This is a genomic window from Cephaloticoccus primus (genome assembly GCF_001580015.1).
GTDB lineage: Bacteria > Verrucomicrobiota > Verrucomicrobiia > Opitutales > Opitutaceae > Cephaloticoccus > Cephaloticoccus primus.
The window spans coordinates 14,031-35,688 of the sequence record NZ_LSZQ01000012.1; the positions used below are offsets into that span (position 1 = coordinate 14,031).

At 62.8% G+C, this 21,658-nt stretch carries 12 protein-coding genes; 2 read left to right on the forward strand and 10 right to left on the reverse strand.

Features of this window, described 5'->3' with window-relative positions; genetic code table 11:
* Positions 1 to 80 precede the first annotated feature (80 nt).
* Both AXK11_RS01185 and AXK11_RS01190 read right to left on the reverse strand, forming a co-directional pair.
* Positions 81 to 968: a prepilin peptidase gene (locus AXK11_RS01185; RefSeq protein WP_068628670.1), complete on the reverse strand. Its 888-nt coding sequence runs from the start codon at positions 966 to 968 to the stop codon at positions 81 to 83.
* Positions 969 to 1,443: 475 nt separating this feature from the next.
* A complete protein-coding gene (locus AXK11_RS01190; protein ID WP_068628517.1) occupies positions 1,444 to 3,342 on the reverse strand; it encodes an ABC-F family ATP-binding cassette domain-containing protein in 1,899 nt (632 codons plus the stop codon).
* Positions 3,343 to 3,442: 100 nt separating this feature from the next.
* On the opposite strand from AXK11_RS01190, the gene AXK11_RS01195 reads away from it, so the two are divergent.
* Complete coding sequence (locus AXK11_RS01195; protein ID WP_082780733.1) at positions 3,443 to 4,489, forward strand: deoxyhypusine synthase family protein; 1,047 nt, start codon at positions 3,443 to 3,445, stop codon at positions 4,487 to 4,489.
* Between the two features lie 579 nt (positions 4,490 to 5,068).
* Here the strand turns inward: AXK11_RS01195 and AXK11_RS01200 are convergent.
* The 5 genes from AXK11_RS01200 to kduI all read right to left on the reverse strand — a co-directional run bounded on the left by AXK11_RS01200 (position 5,069) and on the right by kduI (position 14,967).
* Positions 5,069 to 8,251, reverse strand: coding sequence for an alpha-mannosidase (locus tag AXK11_RS01200; protein WP_068628518.1), 3,183 nt, complete (start codon positions 8,249 to 8,251; stop codon positions 5,069 to 5,071).
* Between the two features lie 261 nt (positions 8,252 to 8,512).
* On the reverse strand, positions 8,513 to 11,728 hold the full coding sequence (locus AXK11_RS01205; protein ID WP_197456737.1) for an alpha-mannosidase: 3,216 nt from the start codon (positions 11,726 to 11,728) through the stop codon (positions 8,513 to 8,515).
* 350 nt (positions 11,729 to 12,078) lie between these two features.
* A complete protein-coding gene (locus tag AXK11_RS01210) occupies positions 12,079 to 12,849 on the reverse strand; it encodes an SDR family oxidoreductase (protein ID WP_068628523.1) in 771 nt (256 codons plus the stop codon).
* 79 nt (positions 12,850 to 12,928) lie between these two features.
* Complete coding sequence (locus tag AXK11_RS01215) at positions 12,929 to 14,119, reverse strand: DUF4861 family protein (RefSeq protein WP_068628525.1); 1,191 nt, start codon at positions 14,117 to 14,119, stop codon at positions 12,929 to 12,931.
* 2 nt (positions 14,120 to 14,121) lie between these two features.
* Positions 14,122 to 14,967 carry a 5-dehydro-4-deoxy-D-glucuronate isomerase gene (gene kduI, locus AXK11_RS01220; RefSeq protein ID WP_068628527.1) on the reverse strand — a complete coding sequence of 282 codons (846 nt, stop codon included), beginning with the start codon at positions 14,965 to 14,967 and terminating at the stop codon, positions 14,122 to 14,124.
* Positions 14,968 to 15,368: 401 nt separating this feature from the next.
* Between kduI and AXK11_RS01225 the strand changes: the two genes are divergently transcribed.
* Positions 15,369 to 15,563: a hypothetical protein gene (locus AXK11_RS01225; RefSeq protein WP_068628529.1), complete on the forward strand. Its 195-nt coding sequence runs from the start codon at positions 15,369 to 15,371 to the stop codon at positions 15,561 to 15,563.
* A 630-nt stretch (positions 15,564 to 16,193) separates the two neighbouring features.
* On the opposite strand, the gene AXK11_RS01230 is transcribed toward AXK11_RS01225, so the two are convergent.
* The 3 genes from AXK11_RS01230 to AXK11_RS01240 all read right to left on the reverse strand — a co-directional run bounded on the left by AXK11_RS01230 (position 16,194) and on the right by AXK11_RS01240 (position 21,634).
* Entirely contained in the window at positions 16,194 to 17,090 is an 897-nt protein-coding gene (locus tag AXK11_RS01230) for a phytanoyl-CoA dioxygenase family protein (protein WP_082780735.1), read from the reverse strand.
* A gap of 455 nt (positions 17,091 to 17,545) precedes the next feature.
* Positions 17,546 to 19,723 (reverse strand): DNA gyrase/topoisomerase IV subunit A, encoded by a 2,178-nt coding sequence (locus tag AXK11_RS01235; protein WP_068628531.1) that lies wholly within the window; start codon positions 19,721 to 19,723, stop codon positions 17,546 to 17,548.
* A 60-nt stretch (positions 19,724 to 19,783) separates the two neighbouring features.
* A complete protein-coding gene (locus AXK11_RS01240) occupies positions 19,784 to 21,634 on the reverse strand; it encodes a DNA topoisomerase IV subunit B (protein WP_068628533.1) in 1,851 nt (616 codons plus the stop codon).
* Between the last annotated feature and the right edge of the window lie 24 nt (positions 21,635 to 21,658).

Here is a 21,658-nt window from a genome sequence, read left to right on the forward strand (position 1 = left end):
GGTAAGCCTGCCCCCAGTGAGCGACAAATGAAAATGGCGCTACACCCTGTCACCCAGCCGCGCCGCACAAGCCGGGGCGGCTACGCCCCCAGCGCTTCGGCAAAGCCAGCCAGCATACGCTTCACCCACGACTCGGCCCATAAGAAATAGAGGGTCGCCGCCGCGGCGAGCATCGGCCCAAAAGGCACAGCCTGTGGAAGCAGCGCAGCGCGCCCTTTGAAGATGGGCAGTAGCCCGATCCCCAGCGTCCCGAGAATCGCTCCGGCGAAAATCGAAAACACCGCCCCTTCCCAACCACAGAATGCACCGATCATCCCGACAAACTTCACGTCTCCAAAGCCCATCGCCTCCTTCTTCAAACACAGCTCCGCCACGAGCGCGATCCACAGCAGCACACCCGAGCCGATAAGCAGCCCTTGAGCACCGCCAAGAAACCCACGCACATGGTCAGCCGAGAAAAAAAACGCCTCTCCCGCTCCACCAAAGGCTCCGGCCTCTCCTACCAGCCCATGCAGCTCGGGCACGAGCAGCGATAGAACGAGCCCCAAGCACGCGCCACCAATCGTCAACCAATCGGGGATGATGCCGTGATCGAGGTCGATGAAGCCCGCAACAATCAGCAGCGACAGGAAGAGCATGCCCACGCCCGCCTTGGTTGGCGAAAAGCTCAACCATACAGCGAGGAACAGCAGCGCGGTGAGCAGCTCGACGAAAGGGTAGCGCGGCGAAATCCGCGCCCCGCAGCAACGCGCCCGCCCAAACCGGAGCAGCCAGCCAACAAGCGGCAGATTATCGTGCGCACGGAGCGGCTCGCCACAAGCAGCACAGCGCGAGCCCGGGCGCACCACCGACTCGCCACGCGGGGTTCGCAAGATGACCACGTTTAAAAAACTCCCCACGCACGCGCCCAACACAAAGGCCCCAATCGGGAACAACCAAGAGCACAGAATTTCAGAAACAGGACACATCGGCAGCGCAGCAAATAAGTCGTGAGCCACCCGTCCCCCGCAAACCAGAGTTTTTCTACCCACTACGCTTGGGGAGCGAGAGGCAGTGCCCTACGCGGGCAGCGGTGGCGGGGCGCCACGTGCCATTCAATTTGGGAATCGGCCCCGTCGCTGCGCGACGAAGCACGATTCCCAAATTTAACGGAACATCCCCCAGTCGCGTTGCGACTGGGAGTGAGGCTTCAAATGCGGATGGAGCGCGTACCCATTTGGGCGAGATGAAACGATTTGCCGGTGAATCACCGACTAATGATCGGGCCCTTTCTACTGTGCGGCTTGTTCGTCGGGCGGTACGCCCGACAGCAAGCCGCACAGTAAATGGGTGCAGGCACCGCCTGCCGCCGCCCGCGTAGGGCCGCTCCGCGCGCAGTGGGAGTCTTCGACTCGTTTTATGGGCGGCGAGTCGTTGCCTCGCCGTCAGGGCGAGGGGAAATCGCTAGGCGTTTTCCCATTGCGCCAGCTCTCGGGCGGCGGCCTCCCACTCGGCGGTGGCGGCGGTGATCTGGTCAACGATTGCGCTGAGCTCGCGGTTGAGGTGCTGTGCCTTGCCGGGTTGTTGATAAGTCGCCGGATCTTCGAGCGCGGCGGTGAGCTCGGCCTGGGAGGCTTCGAGCTCGCTAACGCGTTTTTCCAATGCGCCGAGTGCGTCGCGTTTTTTGCGCAGTGCGTTGGGCGTGGGTGCAGGGCCAGCAGCGGGCGACCTGGTTTGCTGCGCCGCAAAAGCGGCCGGGCCTGCCGCTGCCTGCGCGGCATTTTGCACAGGGCGACCATCGGTGAAGCCTGCGGTGAGCGCGGCGCGCGCGTCACTCGCGCGGGATTTCTCCAGATAGTAATCGTAATTCCCCGCGTAGGCCGTGAGCCGCCCGCTGTGCACGTGGAGCACATGCGCGTCGAGCTGGCGAATGAAGTGCACGTCGTGGCTGATGAAAATGAAGGTGCCCGTGAAGTCGCGCAGCGCGCGGATCAGCGCGTCGATGGAGGCGATGTCCAGGTGGGTCGTCGGCTCATCCATCAGCAGCAGGTTGGGCGGATCGACGAGGAGCCGTGCGAGCGCGAGGCGCGATTTTTCGCCGCCCGAGAGCACGCCCGCTTTTTTAAACACGTCGTCTTTGCGAAAGAGAAAGGCACCGAGAAGCGCGCGCGATTGCTGCTCGGTCAATCCATTCGCCGCGGTGCGCAGCTCCAGCATGTTGTCCAGAACGGTGGCCCCGAGGTTGAGGTTCTCGCCGCGGTTTTGCGTGAAGTAGCCGGCCGTCACATTGGCGCCCAGCTCGCGCGTGCCGCTGCGGATCGGGATCACACCGCCGAGGATTTTTAGCAGCGTGGATTTTCCCGCGCCGTTGGGGCCGACGAGGACGAGCTTTTGCCCGCGCTCGGCAGCGAAGTTCAGGTCGCGGTAAACGACGTGCTCGCCGTAAGCCTGCTCGACGGCCTTGAGCTCGATCACCTTGAGCCCCGAGCGCGGCGGCTGCGGGAAGCGGAAGTTGATCCGCCGCAGCTCGTCGTCCGGCTCCTCGATGGCGACCTCCTTCAGGCGGGCGATCTGCTTCTCGCGCGACTTGGCGCGGCTGGCGAGCGAGGCCTTGGCGCCGAAGCGATCGACGAACTTCTGCAAGTGGGCGATCTCGCGCTGCTGGTTTTTAAACAGGGCGGACTGCTGCTCTTTGCGCGCCTCTTTCTCCTCCAGGTAGTCGTCATAATTTCCGTGGTAGCGATGGAGCCGCTGGCCGCGCAGCTCCAGTATGCCCGTGCACAGCGCGTTGAGAAAAGCGCGGTCGTGCGAGATGATGACGAGGCCGCCCGGGTAGCGCGTGAGGTAGTCTTGAAACCACAGCAGCGCCTCCAGGTCGAGGTGGTTGGTCGGCTCGTCGAGGAGCAGCAGCGCGGGCTCGGCGACCAGGAGCCGCGCCATGTGCGCGCGCATGATCCAGCCGCCCGAAAAACTGCGCGCGGGCAGCGTCATGTCGGCATCCTTGAAGCCGAGGCCCGCGAGGATTTTTCGCGCGCGCGGCTCCAGCGTCCAATCGATGTCGTAGTCCTCATCGTCGTCGCCTTCGAGGTCGAGCTTGGCGCCACCGGTCGCGATGCTGAGGATCGTCTCCTCACCGACGGGCGCGCTCTCCTGCGGCAGGAAGCCGAAGTCCGCGCCGCGCTCCCACTCGATCACACCCGAGTCCGGCTGCTCCTCGCCCAGGATCAGGTTGAACAGCGTGGTCTTTCCCGCACCGTTGGCCCCGACCAGGCCGAAGCGATCGCTGCGCGCGACGAAGAGGGAGACCTGCGCGAAGAGTTCGCGGGTTCCATAGGATTTGGAGACATCGGCCAGCGTGAGCATAAAAGGGCGCGACTCCAAGCGGGGCGCCGTTTTCAGTCAAACGCCCCGTCAAACAAATACCTCGAAGCGCGCGCCGCTCCCCGCTCAACTGCCCCGCCTTATGAAAGCCCAAAAAGCCAAAGTCCGCCCCGAAGACGTGAACGCCAAGCTCGCCGCAAAGAAGGGCCCCATCTCCCGATTTATTGCGCAGCACTACCGCCACTTTAACGCGGCCTCACTCGTCGACGCCGCCAAAGGCTACGAGGCCCACCTCAAGGCCGGCGGCAAGATGCTCGTGACAATCGCCGGCGCCATGTCCACCGCCGAGCTCGGCATCTCGCTGGCCGAGATGATCCGCCAAGGGAAGATCCACGCCATCGTCTGCACCGGCGCGAACCTGGAGGAAGACATCTTTAACCTCGTCGCGCACGACTACTACGAGCGCGTCCCCGAGTACCGCAACCTGAGCGCCGCCGAGGAGGAAGCCCTCCTCGCCCGCCACATGAACCGCGTGACCGACACCTGCATCCCCGAAATGGAGGCTATGCGCCGCATCGAAAAACTCATCCTCGCCGAGTGGATGGCTGCCGACCGCGCGGGCGAGCAGTTCTTCCCGCACGAGTTTCTCTACAAAATCCTGCGCTCGGGGAAACTGAAGAAGGCGTACCAGATCGACCCGAAAAACTCCTGGATGCTCGCCGCCTGCGAGGCCGACCTGCCGATCATCGTCCCCGGCTGGGAGGACTCCACACTGGGCAACATGTACGCCAGCCACGTCATCACCGGCGAAGTGAAAAACGTGCACACCGTGCGCACCGGCATCGAGTACATGACCTGGCTCGCGGAGTGGTACACCAAGAACGCGCGCACACTCAAAAACGGCGAAGGCTCGATCGGCTTTTTCCAGATCGCGGGCGGCATCGCCGGCGACTTCCCGATCTGCGTCGTCCCCATGCTCCACCAGGACTTACAGCGCACAGGCATCCCGCTGTGGGGCTACTTCTGCCAGATCAGCGACTCCACCACGAGCTACGGCAGCTACTCCGGCGCCGTCCCCAACGAGAAAATCACCTGGGGCAAGCTCGCCGCCTCGACCCCGAAATTCATCGTCGAGAGCGACGCCACCATCGTCGCCCCGCTGATCTTCAACTGGGTACTCGGAGCCTGAAACGTGCGTAATTGATTGGTGCGCCGCCAGCGAGCGGCGCACCAAATAGAACGGTCGAAGACCGCACTACGCGTGGAGCGGCAGGCAGTGCCCTACGCGGGCAGCGGGGGACGGTGTCCCCTGCCATTTACTGTGCGGTTCATGTATCGCGCGTCCCGCGCGATACATGAACCGCACAGTTGGAAATGCCCGACCTCCGGTCGGTAATGTTCAGTCAAGTTTGAAGATCGTACGCGGGACGAGGGAACAAGACGGCGCACCAACGAGTGCGCCGCAAAATAAGACGGTCGAAGACCGCGCCCGAACGGGTTTCCCGCTTCATTCGCAAGCTCCTTCCCCCTGTCGCAGCGCAGCGCGACAGGGGGAAGGTCATGTAAATTTGCGATTTTGTTTGGGCGCGCAGCGCACGAGCAAAATCGAAAATTAAATGGCACGTGGCGCCACGCCACCGCCCCACGCGCAGTGCGGTCTTCGACCGGTTCATTTTGCGAGGCCCTCGTTGGAGCCTCGTCAGCTTCGACCGGTTTTATGAACCGCAGCGTCGTTCCTTTTCACGCGTAGTGAAAACGCACGGGCGCGCTACTTCTTCGTGCGCTCGATCCGCATGCTGAGGATTTTGTAAGGTGCGTAATCGAGTGCGCCGTCCTTGAGCGGCTTGCCCTGCGCGTCGCCGTGAAGCGTGGCCGGACAGGCGACGAAGCCTTCGGCGAGATCGATCCGCGCCGTGCCGCGCGCGCCGCCGACTTCGTGCAAGCGCAGCACCCATGCGTCCTTTGCCACAGGCATTGCCCAAGCGGGAACGAGAGTCGGCGCATCGTGCACGCCGAGCAGCCCCGCCGAAGCGGGCGCCCCGCGATACGCGACTGGCGGCGTGAAGAGCGTATCGGCGAGCACCGCCGGATGCTGCTCCTGCGGCAGATCTGCCGAGTAGCTCGTCAGCGCCAGTGCGATGGTGTGGCGGCCTTGGTCGGTGAAGGGAGACTCGGGTTGGTAGCGGCTGAGATGCGGCGGCGCTGCGCCGCCGTATTCGCCGATGGCGCAGGTCGTCTCCGCGCCGCGCAGCAGCGAGACGGTGAGCTCACCATCGCGAGCCGAGAAGCCGTACTTCGCTTCGGTGATGAGGGCCAGTCCCTCGCGCTCGCTGTCGAGGCTCACAGTGGCCCAGCGACTGCCGGGCACCTCCCACTGCGCCTCGGTGATCGGCTCCCCGGGCTGTTGCCCGCGCAGCACGCTGCCAAAGGGCCCGCCGAAGCGCGCAAAACGCCCGCGATACTCGGTCGGGAAATGCAGGCGCAGAAGCGTGCGCGTCTCGTGCCAATCGACATCTGCGGTGAGGCGCAAGACCGGCTCGCCCGCGCGCACTTCGTAGCGGAGCACGAGCTCGCTCGCCTTGCCCAGCTTGCGCCGCACGCAGATCGCAGCGGCATGCGCGGGAGCGGAGGCTGAGGCAACCGCCGTCGAAGTGTCCCTGGATTTCGCCGCGGATTTTGCCGACGCCTTTGTGGGTGGTTCGGAGAGCCCGTGTTCAACCGTGATCGTGACTGGCGTAGTGACGGGTTTACCGAGCTCAAGCGAGTGCCGGTCGATGTCCCACGCGTCGTGGTGGCCCGGATTGTCGGGATAGAGCACCGCCGTCGCAGCCGTTTCGCTAAAGGTAATCGGGCGGCCATCGATCACCAGCTCGGCCAGTCGGCCATCGCGCGTGACCCGCGCTTGCACGCGATCACTGCGCAGGGAGGCCGCGCCGTTTTTCGCAATCGAGGCGGTGGCCTGCGCCTCGTCACCCGCGGTCGCGCCGACCTCGGCGGGCACACTCGCGAGCGGTGGCAGCTCATACCAACGCTCGCCCACCCAGCCGCGCCAAGGCAGCGCGAGCGGATTAAAGAGCTGCTCCTCTGCGGCGGCGGACGATTTCGCCGCAGCCGATTTTTTCGCCTTCGCCACCGCAAGCCCACTCGTCGAGAGGCGATTGCGCGCCGCCTCCAGTTGCTCGCTGGTGATTCGGGAGAGCTCGGCGCGGCCCTCCGCGTAAACCTCGGCAATCGCGCTGCCCGGGACGAAGTCGTGAAACTGCGCGAAGACCAGCCGCCGCCAAGGAGCTACGAGATCGGGCACTTCGCCAGTGGCCGCCGCCACGGCCTCGCGCACCTGGAGCGCGCGCTCGGTGCCGCGGAAGATCGCCTTGAAATCGCCATGCGTGGTGTAGATGCCGCGGTGGTGCTCGAGGTAGCACTCGCCTTGGTGGACGGGCAGTTGGGCGCGCAGCTTGGCGAGCCGCTCGAAAAAGTTTTCCGGCAAGTCCCAGCGCAGCTCGGGCAGGTCGCACAGCCCGCTCAGGCGACGCGCGCGCTCGAGCTGCTCCTCCGTCGTGCCGCCGCCGCCATCGCCGAAGCCGGTCGGGTGCAGGAACTCGCGGTGCAGGTGCGACTGGGAGTGGCCGCGCGCGTTGCTCTCTACCTCGCTCCAGCCCACGCCGTTGTTGTAGCCGACGTTTTGGGTGACGTGCGAGACGACCTCGCTGCCGTCATTCCCACGCCAGACAAAACTGCTGTAGGGGAAACGGTTGATCGTGTTCCAGGTCAGCTTGGTTGTGAAAAACTGCTCGACTCCGACCAGCCGCATGAGCTGCGGCAAGCAGGCGCTGTAGCCAAACACATCGGGCAGCCAGACGAGCTGCGCCGGCCCGCGCGCACCGCGCAGCCGCGCAAACTCGGCCTGCCCGAGCATGAAGCTGCGCGCGAGCGCCTCGCCACACGCGAGCAGTGTATCGCTCTCCACATCGAGCGCGCCCGTGGCCTCCCAGGCGCCGCGCGCGATGTGTTGCTTCACCTGTGCGGCGAGCTGCGGGGCGCGCCGCTCCACCGCGCGATAGCTCGCGGGCTGGCTGTAGGAAAAGCGAAACTCGGGGTACCGCTCCATCAACCGGTTCATGGTCGAGAACGTGTGCACCGCCTTGGCCTCGCCCATCCGCTCCGGCCACAGCCACACGAGGTCGATGTGCGCGTGCCCATGCAGGATGCCCGTGAGCAGCGGGCGCTCGCTCTTCAGCTCCGCGCGGCCTTCGACCAGGATGCGGCTCATCGCAGCGGGCCCGTCCAGTTCGTAGGCGTCACAAGCGCGCTCGATGATGTGCAGCACCTTGCGATAAATCGGGCTCGCATCGTCCACCTTGGGGCGCAGTCCGACCATCGGGACGAAGGGCGCAGGCTTCGGCTCCTGTCGCGAGCGCAGGGCCATCATCACGTCGAACATGACGTTCATCTCTTGCAGGCAGTCCCAGACTGTCTCGTCGCGATATTTCAGGGACGCTCCATTAAAAATGCTGCCGTTGGGCGAAACCGACGGGTGGCTAAACGTGTTGCAGCAGTAGCCCTCGATCCACACCTCGCGCACGCCGGGAGGGAGGACGACCGCGCGGTGCGGATCGTCGAAACCGTAGTACGGCACGCCATCGACGTAGAGCGTGGACTCGCCCTGATGGCTCCACTCCAGGAAGCGCGGCACCTTCGCCTTTCCCTTTGGCGGCGCGGGGATTTCGATGTGAAACCAGCGCTGATCGTAGAGCTTGCCCCACGCCTCGCCCGACTTGATCGGGCTGCGCCGCTCCTTTTTGGCGACTTCGAGAGGGCGGTGCCCGGCCGTGGGCCGAGCCGCCGTAACCGCAAGCGACTGGCTCTCCAGCCAGAGGCTCTCGTTCAAGCGAATGTGGACTCGCTTCGCGCGGTTCGGCGCAAACTGCAAAAACGGATTGGGTGTCGCCATGACTGATGGGGGCTTGGGTGAGCGGGAGGGTTAAGCGGGGCGGGACGCTAGGAGCGCACTTTGCCTTAGCAAGGCTACACCAAGCCTCGCGCGACATTTCTAAACGGCTGCAAAAAACGCCTGAAACGGAGCGACGACACAGCCATCGCCAACACGCCATACAGGCCTCCGCACTGCGCACTAAACAGAAGGGCAAACCTGCGCCGCACGCCGCTCTGCCCTGCCCGATTGGGCAAAGAACGCACGACACCAACGCACGGCCTACGCTCTCGATATGCGCACGCTGAGGATTTTGTAGGGCGCATAGTCGAGGCGACCTTTTTTGAGAGGCGGCCCTTCGGGCTCGCCCTCAATCGAGGTCGGGCAGGCCACGAAGCCCTCAGCGAGATCGAGCCGCGCCGTGCCGCGCGCGCCGCCGACTTCGTGCAAGCGCAGCACCCATGCATCTTTTGCCACCGGCATAGCCCAAGCGGGAACGAGAGTCGGCGCATCGTGCACGCCGCGCAGTCCCGCAGAAACCGGCGCGCCGCGATACGCGACCGGCAGCGTAAACAGCATATCCGCCAGCGCGGCCGGATGCTGCTCCTGCGGCAGATCTGCCGAGTAGCTCGTCAGTGCCAGCGAGATCGTGTGGTGGCCTTGATCGGAAAACGGGGAAGGCGGCTGATAGCGGCTGAGATGGGGCGGTGCCGCGTGCATGAAAGGGCTGCCCTCGGCTGCGGTAATCGAGGCCGCGCGCAGCAGCGAAACGGCGAGCTCGCCATCGCGGGCCGAGAAGCCATACTTCGCTTCGGTGACAAGAGCCAGCCCCTCGCGCTCGCTGTCGAGGCTCACCGCCGCCCAGCGACTGCCGGGCACTTCCCACTGCGCCTCGGTAATCGGCTCGCCCGGCTGCTGCCCGCGCAGCACGCTGCCGTAGGGCGCGGCAAAGCGCGCGTAGCGTCCGCGATACTCGGTCGGGAAGTGCAGCCGTAAGAGCTTGTGCGTCTCGTGCCAATCGACTTCGGCACTGAGCCGCAAAAACGGCTCTCCGAGCCGCACTTCGTAGCGCAGCGTAATCTCGCTCGCCTCCCCCAGTTTTTGGCGCACGAAGATCGCCGCTTGCTCCGGCGAATCGCCCGCCGCCTCCACTGTGATCGTCGCAGCGCCCGAAACGGCTTCGCCCATGTCAAGCGTATCGCGGTCGATGTCCCAAGCATCGTAGTTCGCCGGATTATCCGGATACAAAACTGGCACCGCAGCGGGCGCGCTAAATGCGATCTCGCGCCCATCAATCACGAGCTCCGCGAGACGCCCGTCGCGCGTAAGCCACACCTGCACGCGGTCGCTGCGCAAAGTGGCCACTCCCTGTTTCGCGACTGAAGCCGTGGCCTGCTGATCGGATGCAACGCGGGCGGGCACTCCCTCCGTGACTGGCACACTCGCTAGCGGTGGCAGCTCGTACCAGCGCCCCTCCAGCCAGCCACGCCAAGGCAATGCGAGCGGGTTAAACCAATGCTGCGTAGATGCACCAGGCTTCGTTGACGCTGTTTTTTTCGACACCGTTTTCGAGGACGGGCGACTTGCTGTCGCCGAGGTTGCTGCACTCGCCGCCAACCGCGCGCGCGCCGCCTCCAGTTGCTCGTTGATGATCTGCGAAAGCTCGGCCTTCCCCTCCGCGTAAACCTCCGCAATCGAACTGCCCGGGATGAAGTCGTGAAACTGCGTCATGATCAGTCGCCGCCACGGCGCGACGAGATCGGGCACTTCCCCTATGGCTGCCGCCACCGCTTCACGCACTTGCAGGGCCCGCTCCGTACCGCGAAACGCCGCCTTAAAATCCCCATGTGTCGTGTAGACCCCACGGTGGTATTCGAGGTAGCACTCGCCTTGGTGGACGGGGAGCTGGTCGCGCAGTTTGGAAAGCCGAGCGAAGAAGTTTTCCGGATGATCCCAGCGCAGCTCAGGCAGGTCGCACAACCCGCTCAAACGGCGCACGCGCTCGATGTGCTCTTCCGTCGGTCCGCCGCCACCATCACCATAGCCGGTCGGGTGCAAGAACTCGCGGTGCAAGTGCGACTGGGAGTGGCCGCGCGCGTTGGCCTCGATCTCCGGGATCTGAGTCTGGTTCGTATAACCGACATTCTGAGTAACGTGCGAGACGACCTCGCTGCCATCGTTTCCACGCCAAACAAAGCTGCTGTAGGGGAAGCGGTTTACGCCGCACCAAGTGAGCTTCGTTGTAAAAAAACAGTCGATCCCCGTCAGCCGCATAAGCTGCGGCAAGCACACGCTGTAACCGAAAACATCGGGCAGCCACACCAGCCGCGAGCGGTCTCCCGCGCTCGCCGCGCTGTCTTTCTTGGCGGACGCTGTGCCCTGCCGTGCCGCCGCGCCACGCAAACGCGCGAAATCTGCCTGCCCCAGCATGAGGCTCCGAGCGAGCGCCTCGCCACAAGGCAGCAGCGTATCGCTCTCCACATCCATGCCGCCAGTCGCCTCCCAGGTGCCGCGCGCGATTTGCTGCTTCACCAGCGCAGCCAGCTTTGGCGCACGCCGCTCCACCGCCCGGTAGCTCGCAGGCTGGCTGTACGCGAAGCGAAACTCCGGATACTGTGACATCAGCCGGTTCACTGTCGCAAACGTGTGCACCGCCTTGGCCTCGCCCATCCGCTCCGGCCAGATCCACACGAGGTCGATATGCGCATGTCCCGTGATGATGCCGCTCAACACGGGGCGGTCGTTTTTCAACTCGGCACGCGCAGCGACCAAAGCCTCGCGCAGGGCGACTGGCCCAGCGCGCTCGTAGGCCGTGCACGCGCAGTTCAGAAGGCGCAGCAGCCTGCGATAAACCGGACTCGCATCGTGCACCTTTGCCTGGAAGCCCGCACTGTTAAGAAAAGACGCAGGGCGCGGGCTGAGCTGCGAGCGCAGCGCCATCATCAGGTCGAACAAAACGCCCAGCTCTTGCACGCAGTCCCAAATCAAATCGTCGCGATACTGCACGAAGGCCCCGCCAAAAAGACTGCCCTCCGGTGAAAGCCCTGTCGCCCCTGGACACCAAATCCCCGACTGGCAGCAGTAACCCTCGATCCACACCTCGCGCGTACCGGCAGGCAGCGCCACATAGCGATGCGCCGGATCGAAACCGTAGTACGGCACGCCATCCACATAGAGCGTGGCCTCGCCCTGATCCCGCCACTCCAGCGTGAGTGGCCTTTGCGCACGGCGGCGCGAAGGCGCATCACCGCCGCCGGCCGCACTTGGGATTTCGACGTGAAACCAGCGCTGATCGTAGAGCATGCCCCAAGTCTCACCTGCCTTCACGCTCGTGCGCGGCTCATTGCGCACCGCCTCGAAAGGCCGATGCGCCGCAGTCGGTACAGTTGCCGTAACACTCAACGAACGCCGCTCAAGCCACAACCGCTCGCGCAACCAACGCAGCAACGCCTCAACACGATTGGGGACAAACTCCAAAAAAGGATTCGGGGGAAGCATGGGGGAAACGAGGTGGGGGTTAACCAAGACAGGGGTAATGGGCGCACAGCCAGCGGCTGCGCGATCTTTGCAATCGTGCGCACTCCACACGAAAAAGAACAGCGCGCGACACATAGAGCGTCCATCCACCTTGGCAAGGCTCGCAAGCGCCACACGCTCGTCCTTCTTTTTAGAGGAAACACAGGCGTCCATCCCCCCGATGGCAGGAAGTGAGTTATCCGCCGCCGCACGCGAGGAGCGGCGCAACATATGCGGCAGCTCGCGCCCGCACACCAAACGTATCGCCTCCCCTACTCCGCAGGCCGCATGCCTGTGCCGCTACGCCCTCGCACCACTCGCACGCTGCGGCCCTAGCGCCCCATCCATCCGCCATCCACGGTGAGGATGGTGCCGTGGACATAATCGGAAGCGGCGGAGGCCAGAAACACGGCAGGCCCCTTGAAGTCCTGTGGCTCGCCCCAGCGACCCGCCGGGATGCGCCCCAGGATCGAAGCAGAGCGCTCCGGATCGTTGCGCAGCGCCTCGGTGTTGTCCGTAGCGATGTAGCCCGGAGCGATGGCGTTGACGTTCACTCCGCGGCCCGCCCATTCGTTGGCAAAGGCTTTAACGAGGGAGGCCACCGCGCCTTTGGAGGCCGCGTACCCGGGTACGTTGATGCCGCCCTGAAAGGAGAGCAGCGAGGCCGTGAAGACGATCTTCCCGCTCGCTCGGGCCAGCATGTCCCTGCCGATCTCCCGGGTCAGGATGAACTGGGCGTTTTGATTGATCTCCACGATCTGGTCCCAGTACTCGTCCGGGTGCTCGGCGGCAGGTTTGCGCAAGATGTGTCCGGCGTTGTTGAAGAGGATGTCGATGGTCGGGTGGTCGCCCTTCACCCGCTCGATGAATTGGTAAAGTGCTTTCCGGTCGGAAAAGTCGCAGGCATAGGGCCAGAACTTCCGCCCCAGTGCGGTGACTGCTCGCTCTACCTCCGAGGCCCCCGGCACCAAGGATCGGGACACGCCGATCACATCCGCTCCGGCCTCGGCGAGGCCTTCGGCCAAAGCCCTGCCGATGCCCCGCTGGCAACCCGTCACCAAGGCTGTTTTCCCGATCAGGCTAAATGAATGCAGTATGGACATCGCTTTGCGGTTTTCCTTTCGGGGCTAAAAAAAGTGTGCGGAGCCGCTCCAGAGTTCCCCGCACCGGGCGGGGGCCTGCTCAACGGCGGGGAGAGCTTCCCTCCAGAGTCACCTCAGGTGTTGCTCGCAGGGAGTCGGCCTTTTCCCGCACGACTCCGTACCATTTCGGCAAATTTGTCACTGCGCCGGCTTTGTTCCACGCCGCGCCGTTGTAGTAGGTGTAGGGCTCACCATTTCGCACCACGGCGCGGAATAAAAACTGCTTGGCCTCATCGGGCACAAACGTCGTCGTCCCTTGGGGAAGGATGAGCGCAACGCCGGTGCGCCCGTGGTCGGCAATCTCGGGCTCCCAGTAGCTGAACGTCTCCCAAGGGAGGGTGTGATCGCCCTCCCACAAGAACTCCACATCCGCGACCTCGGCGACCGACCTTTTTGCGACGCCGATGACGATGGGCGTTTCGCGGGCACTCCGGTTCTCGACCTCAAGAGTGATCTTGTTGAAGTGAGAGCCCGCATCCAGCGATATGGTTTTGCGGAGGCCGATGCGTTGCCCGTTGATGACTTCGGGAGGGTACGTGAGTCGGAAGGTCGTTCGCAGCGGCCCGTTGTCCAAGACCTCGTACTGCCGGTAGTGTCTGGTGTAGTGCACCTCGTCGCCGAAGTAGAGAGCCACATCCCCCGCGCCGAGAGTCTGCCCTACGGAGTAGTAATCCAGCCCATCGCCGTGGTCGCGGTGGTAGTCCCCGTTCTTGTACCACTTGTCGATGATGAGCTGGTCGGTCCGCTTCGCCCAAAAGTCCATTCCCTGGGCATCCCCCGGCTTACCCTCCAGCGCCTCGCCATAGAGGCGAAAGGCCACCCGGTCGTTCTCCCAGGCAAAATCGTCGAACCGCTCGGGCACGTACCGGGCAAAAGTTTTGGGAGGAAGCGGCGCTTTCTCTCCCGCGAAGACCAGCAACTCCAGCTTCCGCCGCTGGTTTAGCTGGACTTGCAACAGCACATTCTGGGGAGCCTCCATCCCGAGCCGCTCCAACTGGTGGGAAACTGCGCGGCCCTTATCATCCACGACATGAAAGGCAGCCCCCACGCCAAACCGCTGCGCGAAATCCGCGTACGGGATACTGACCAGCCCCGACCAGCTCTGGCCCCCGGAAAGCGTGACAAGGATGCGCCCCCGGGCAGCTCCCGCCCCGGCGGGGGCCCCCTGCCCGTTTGCGAAAGGCAGCAGCCCCAATAGTGCGAAAAGAGCGGCAATGATATTTTTTTTCATATTTATCTCAGCGAGTTGATCGGGTGTTTATCCATGTCGTCGTAGTCCATATTCTCGCCCGCCATGCCCCAGATGAATGTATAGCTGCCTGTGCCGACACCGGAGTGGATGGACCACGGAGGCGACACGACGGCCTGCTCATTGCCCAACCACAGGTGGCGAGTTTCACCCGCCGTCCCCATAAAGTGGGCCACGGCCTGGCCCTCGGGCAGGTCAAAATAGAAATAAGCCTCCATCCGGCGGTCATGCGTGTGAGCGGGCATGGTGTTCCACACCGAGCCTGCCTGCAGCTCGGTCATTCCCATCTGGAGCTGGCAAGTCTCGATGACCGTGTGGAGCAGCATCTGGTAAATGACGCGGTGGTTTGCTGTCTCGGGCGAGCCGAGCTCGATCCTGTTGGCCTCGGCCTTGGTAATCCGCCTCGTGGGGCAGCTCCGGTGCGCGGGGGCCGAGTTCATGTAAAACCTGGCCGGCCTCTTCCCATCCACACTGGAGAAATACACCTCCTTTGCCCCACGGCCGATGTAGATCGCCTCCTTGTGCCCCAACGCAAAGGCCTCCCCGTCCACTTCTACGATACCCGCGCCCCCCACGTTGATCGCCCCCAGCTCCCGCCGCGAAAGGAAGTACGGCTCCTTGAGCAGTCCAGCGATGCTTTCCAGCTTCAGCTTTTCGACAACCGGCATCGCCCCGCCCACCATGTAGCGGTCGTAGTGCGTGTGAACGAAATGAACGCGATCCGCCCAAAAAAGCTGCTTGATCAAAAAGTTCTCCCGCAGCCCGGCCGTATCGAGCTGCCTGGCCTCCACCGGCCCAATCGCGTAACGACTCTCAAAAGTTGATTTCATAGGGGTAAAATGACGTTCATCCAGTTGAACTCCCGAAACTACGTAAAGTACGCAAACGGAGCACGTCCATCAAATAATGACCCAACCTATCCCCTGAGAAAGAAGGAGGGCGAACGCGATGAACGCGAACCATGTCGGTTATGAAAACAGCAAGACGACGTTCATCACCACTGCCCCGCGAGACCAAGCAGAGGCGGTCTGGCAGCGGTTTTGTATCAGGCGGACACAAACGACCGTTTGCGCTTTCGGGTAGCCAAGCACGCTCCCAGAGCACCGATGACTACACCATAAACCGCGGGCTCGGGTGCATTTGAGATTTCCCAGTAGTCTTTATTATAGTCTACGAGGTGGATACGGTTTGGCTGCCCCGAAAAGCTGAGCTTCTTCAGTGCATCCTGCAGGTGTTTACTATCTTTTCGCACGAGAAGAAAGTCCCGCTGATTTGCCCAGCCAGCGATAACGAGATGCCCCCCGTCAAGGATTTCAAGATCGTCCAGGATCAACTTCCGGATCCCGTGCCTATATCCCTCCTTATCTCCTCCGCCAAAGCCCAAAACATTGGAAAGATTTACCCTCACGACACCTTTGAGATTTAAATCTCCCGTGAAGATATTCGACTGATCCCCTGCCAACCAAATCCCCCCTTCCCTGGTCTCCTCGCACAAGATCTACTCCCACCTTCAGATTTCCATTATCATAAATCACTAACTCTATCTGTGTTAAACAGATTAAAAGGAGGCGGGGTAATATCAGCTTTAGATAGTGCAAGCCCAAAAACAAAAAATGGCAGAATTTTTGAAAAAATTTTCATAGACAGCCATAAAGGCTCAGCTGCTCATTCTTATGAAAACAAAAGCGATAGCTTGTATTTCTTAGCCGCTATCAATACTCCTATCAGTAGCATTCGGAAACATGCCACCCAAGGCATACCTGTTTACCTATAGGGGAATTTACTACTACTCTTACGGATGTTAAGCAGCCTTCTCGCCTTTATCGGAAAGCGACCAAACAAGCCCCTTCTCCAAATACGCCAATCGGACTGCCCCCCCTTATTGATCTCCGAATAACAAGCCCTCTGAAGGACGGTCGCGGAGGCCACACGACTGGCACAGCGTCACACGCTGCGCCGCATGTGGAGTAAAAGCAGAACATTCTGCTTGATAGAAAGGTACAAACTCGCCTGCCCTGTTCATTCCGTAAAACAGGGCAGGCAGTTTGCCCACAGCTCAATGGACTGCACCGAGCCAGCCCGACTCGCTGCCGCAGGGGCCGGTGCCCGACGCCTGCCCCTCGACCTCAAAGTCGGTGCCATCCATCCGCACCAGCGGGTTATAGCCTTGGGAGATTTTCCTTAAGTCGCCCTCCGCGTAATGGCAGATCCAGGAGCGGCGGAAGCGGGTCTTCGAGCGATTCGGGCCCGAGCCGTGAATTACATTGCCATTAAAAAACAGCATATCGCCCGCCTTCATCTCCGCGTAGATCGGGCGCATCATCCCCTTTTGCATCGGAATCTTTTGCCCCGTAAAGCTCTCTTTCCTGTCGGCCTTGTCCGGGCAAATAAGCTCCAATTTTTGCGTGTTGGGCACGACCATCAGGCCGCCATTTTCCGCGTCGGAATCATCAATCGCCGCCCAAGCCCCCATACACGTTCCCGGCTCGACCAACAGGTAGTAGTTATCTTGATGCATCCCCTGCCCTCGCGAACCGGGGGCCTTGAAGAAGTACATGCTCTGCGTGGCCACAGGCTCCTTGCCGCCAAAGAGTTTCTCTAGGTACATGCGCACCCTCGGGTGGATCAGGTAGTAACGCGCCCGGGCGTTGAAACGGTGCGGGTGCGTCACGCGCGGATATGCGGCGAGGGGATCGTTTGGGATGCCCGCATCGCCTTCGGCACCGGGAAGCTTTCCCACCTCGTAGTGCCCGGGCACGCCACCATCGGCATGCATTTTGTCGAAAAGCTCGCGAATTTCGGCGACCTCTTCGGGCTTATAAAACTGGCGCACGATCACGTAGCCGTCGCGGTGGTATTGCTCAAGCAGCGCAGCCCAATCCGGAGAATCCGCGCTAAAGGAATCACTGCCTGCGGAAGGTGTATTTACAGAGTTTTTTTCCAGGGTAGTCATGATAGGGGATGAGTTAAGAGGTTAAGATTGCTCCTGACGGAATCAGCCGCCCGGGGAGACGGGGCAAGCGCACGGCCACGCACGGGAGGAAAGCTCCACGCGAGTAAAAACGACTCAGCAGAGTTGTCAAAACGAGGGGCATCGGGTGCAGGGCGAAAGCAGTTGGGGAAACTGCGCGCAGCCAATGTAGCCTATTAACTGGAGTGCAAGTTCTATTTCGCCCCTCTCTTTTCGCGTCGCCGAGCCCCCCTTAAGCATTCTCCAGCCAAATATTCCTGCGCCCGCCCCGGCCCCTACTCCGGGATAGGGCACACATCGTGTACTTCATGTTCGCACAGGCGCAGCTCAGACGTGTTTACCCGTGGCGGCGCTTCGTCACCACGCCGCCACCGTGAAACGAGCACGGCCTTCGATGCGCCGCGCGCGCATAAACTCGCCGAGAGAAGCCAGTGCCGTTAGCGGGTGCGCTTCACGCTTTTGATCGGCCACTTGGCGACGGTCAGCCCTTTGGCGGAGCGGGTCGAGAGCGGGACTTTTGTGAGGTCGAAGTCGAGCTCGCGCACGCGAGCGCCGCTGCGGCCGTCAATCGAGATGTGCAGGGCTTGCGGCATCGCCGCCTCGCTCCCGGCGACGTCGAGGTAGAGCACGCGCGAGCCTTCGCCCTTGACCAGCGAGTAGAGCTTGTCGCGCGAGAGGCCGCCGATCTGGAAGCGCTTGGCGTAGGCCTTACCCGACTCGCCGTCCTGGTAGACCATCGTGTAAAAATGCGCGTCGCCGTCCTTGGGCCAGATGTCGATGTGCAAGATATGGCGGCCCATGAAGACCTTGTCGGCGACCTTTGACACCTTGAGCGAGCCGTCGGCCATGAGGCAGAGCACGCTGTCGAGGATGGTGCACTCCTTCACGAACTCGTGCTGCCGCCAATTCAGCCCGATGAAGCCCTCCTCGCGATTCACGTAGAGGCGCTGATTGGCGGAGGCGACTTCGGCCGCGCTGATCTGCTCAATCTCGTCGTAGGTAGTGCGGCGTTTGTGCCCCTTGCCAAACTTCTCCTGCAAGCCCTCGAACCAGCGGATCGCGTAGTCGGTGAGGTGTGCGAGGTCGTGCTTCACGGTTTCGATCTCGGCCTCGATTTTCTTGATGCGCTCATCGGCCTGGAAGCGGTTGTAGGCGGAGATGCGTTTGATGCGAATCTCGGTGAGGCGCACGATGTCCTCTTGCGTGACCTCGCGGCGCAGCGCGGCGACAAAGGGCGCCAGCCCCGCGCGGATCTCGGCGAGCACGTCGTCCCAAGTCTGCGATTTTTCGATGCGCCGGTAGATGCGCTCTTCGATGAAAATCCGCTCCAACGAGTCCCAGTGCCATTGTTGATCGAGCTCGCCGAGCCGGATCTCCAGCTCGCTGCGCAGCAGCGCGACGGTGTGATCGACGCTGCGGCGCAAGATCTCGCGCACGCCGATAAACTGTGGCTTGTCTTCGCCCGTCTCGGGATCGCGCACGATCACGCAGGCCGAGGGCGAGAGGCTGACCTGCGCCTGGGTAAAGACGTAGAGCTGCTGGGTGACTTGCTCGGGGTCGCTGCCGGGCGGCAGGTGCACGAGGATTTCGACGCGGTCGGCCGTGTTGTCGTCTACGTGCTTGATCTTGATTTTGCCCTTGGTGTTGGCGGTGACGATCGACTCGATGAGCGAAACGGTGGTCGTGCCGTAGGGCAGCTCGGTGATCGCGAGCAGGTACTTGCTGCGCGGCTCGATCTTGGCGCGGACGCGGACTTTGCCGCCGCGCTCTCCGTCGTTGTAATCCGCAAAATCGGCGATGCCGCCGGTCGGGAAATCGGGATAGATGCGAAACGACTTTCCCTGCAAGTGGTTGATCGCCGCACGGCACAGGTCGTTAAAGTTGTGCGGCAGGATCTTCGTCGAGAGGCCGACGGCGATGCCCTCGGCGCCTTCGAGCAGCGTGATCGGAAACTTGGCAGGCAGCGAAACGGGCTCTTTGGCGCGGCCATCGTAGCTGAGCTGCCAGGTCGTCGTTTTCGGGTTAAAGAGCACTTCGCGCGCAAAGGGCGTCAGCCGCGCTTCGATGTAGCGCGGGGCAGCGGCATCGTCGCCCGTGAGCGTGTTGCCGAAGTTGCCCTGCGGCTCGATGAGCCAGCCGCGCTGCGCGATGCTCACGAGCGCGGCACCGATCGAGGCATCGCCATGAGGGTGCAGCCGCATGGTCGCTCCGACGACGTTGGCGACTTTGTGGAAGCGGCCGTCATCCATATCCCACAGCGTGTGCAGGACGCGGCGTTGCACGGGCTTCAGCCCGTCGTCCAGATGCGGCACCGCGCGGTCGAGGATCACGTAGCTGGCGTATTCGAGAAACCACTCGCGGTAGTGCTGGCGCAGCGGCGCATCCGCACCGCCCGGGCCGTCGCTTTCCGCGGACGGGAGCTGCGCGGTGCGCGACTCGTCGCCAAAGTCGTCAACCGAATCACTCGCCGGAACGGAAGGCCCGCCCTTCGGCGCGGCTGGGGGCACGGCGTCCGCAGCAGCGCGCGCGGGCTTGGGAGCGGCGGACGGCGGCGGGAGGGCCTGGTTAAAGCTGAGTTCGGCTTGATCGGTTTTCCTGGAATTCTTCTTGGCCATTATCGTGGGCAGGCGGGAGGAGGGCGAGCGGGCAAAAGGCGGCGGGAGGGCCGGGCGGAGCTACGCGCGGGTGGTTTCGACGAGGTCTTTTTCGACGCGCAGGTTTTCGATGATGAACTCCTGGCGGCTGGGTGTGTTTTTCCCCATGTAGAAGCCGAGGAGCTCGGCGCTGTCGTGCAGGTGGGCGAGCGTCACGGGCTCCAGGCGGATGTCTTCGCCGATGAAGTCCTTGAACTCGCTGGCGGAGATCTCGCCGAGGCCCTTGAAGCGGGTGATCTCGTGGCCCGCGCCGAGCGTGGTGATCGCAGCCTGCTTCTCGGCTTCGCTGTAGCAGTAGAGGGTGCGGCGTTTGTTGCGCACGCGGAACAGCGGCGTCTCCAGGATGTAGAGGTGGCCGCTGGTGATCAGGTCGGGGAAAAATTGCAGGAAAAACGAGATCAGCAGCAGCCGGATGTGCATGCCATCGACATCGGCATCGGTGGCGATGACGACGCGGTTGTAGCGCAAGCCGTCGAGGCCGTCCTCGATGTTGAGCGCGGACTGGAGGAGGTGGAACTCCTCGTTCTCGTAGATCACTTTTTTGGAGAGGCCGTAGGTGTTGAGCGGCTTCCCCTTGAGGGCGAAGACGGCCTGCGTCTGCACGTCGCGACAGGAGGTGAGCGAGCCGGCGGCAGAGTCGCCCTCGACGATGAAGAGCGTGCTCTCCTCGGTGCGCGTGCCTCGCTCGCCGAGGTGCTGGCGGCAGTCGCGCAGCTTGCGGTTGTGCAGGGAGGCTTTTTTCGCGCGCTGGCGGGCGAGGTTGCGGATGCCGGCGAGGTCTTTGCGCTCGCGCTCGCTCTCCTGGATTTTTGCGAGGATCGCGTCCGCAGCGGTTTTGTTTTTGTGCAGGTAGACGTCGAGCGTCTGCTGCACGAATTTACCGATAAACTCCTTGATCGTCGGGCCGGAGGGGCCGACCTCGGTGGAGCCGAGCTTGGTCTTCGTCTGCGACTCAAAGACGGGCTCCTGCACGCGCACGGAGACGGCGGCGACGATGGACTGGCGGATGTCCGCCGCGTCGAAGTCCTTTTTATAAAAGTTGCGCACGGTGTTCACCACGGCCTCGCGAAAGGCGAGCTGGTGCGTGCCGCCCATCGTGGTGTGCTGGCCGTTGACGAAGGAGAAGTACTCCTCGCCGTAGTGCGCGCCGTGGGACATCGCGATCTCGATGTCTTCGCCCTCCAGGTGGATGATCGGGTAGAGCGTCTCGCCGGTGAGTTTCTTCTCGAGCAGGTCCTTGAGGCCGCCCGCGGAGCGAAAGGCGCGGCCATTTAGCGTGAGGGTGAGGCCGCGGTTGAGGAAGGCGTAGTTCCACAACATGTCCTCGATGAACTCGGGGCGGAAGCGCCAGTCGGCGCCGAAGAGCACCTCATCGGGCACGAAGCGGATCAGCGTGCCGCTGCGCTCCGCGCTGTGCGCGACGCGGTGCTCCTTGACGAGGCGGCCCTGCGCAAACTCCACGATCTTTGTCTGCCCGTCGCGAAACGATTGCGCGGTGTAGTGCAGCGAGAGCGCGTTTACCGCCTTTTGGCCGACGCCGTTGAGGCCGACCGATTTCTGAAAAGTCTGGCTGTCGTACTTCGCGCCCGTGTTGATCACCGACACGCAGTCGACGAGCTTGCCCAGCGGGATCCCGCGGCCGTAGTCGCGCACGCGCACTTCGCGCTCGGCGATTTCGATCTCGATGCGCTTGCCGTTACCCATCGCAAACTCGTCCACCGAGTTATCGATCGTCTCCTTGAGCAGCACGTAGATGCCGTCCTCGGCGTGCGCCCCGTTGCCCAAGCGCCCGATATACATCCCGGGGCGCAGCCGGATATGCTCGGTGGAGGACAGGGTCTTGATGCTCGCTTCGGTGTAGGCTTGGGCCATGTGAAAAAAGGGTTAAGGCACGGG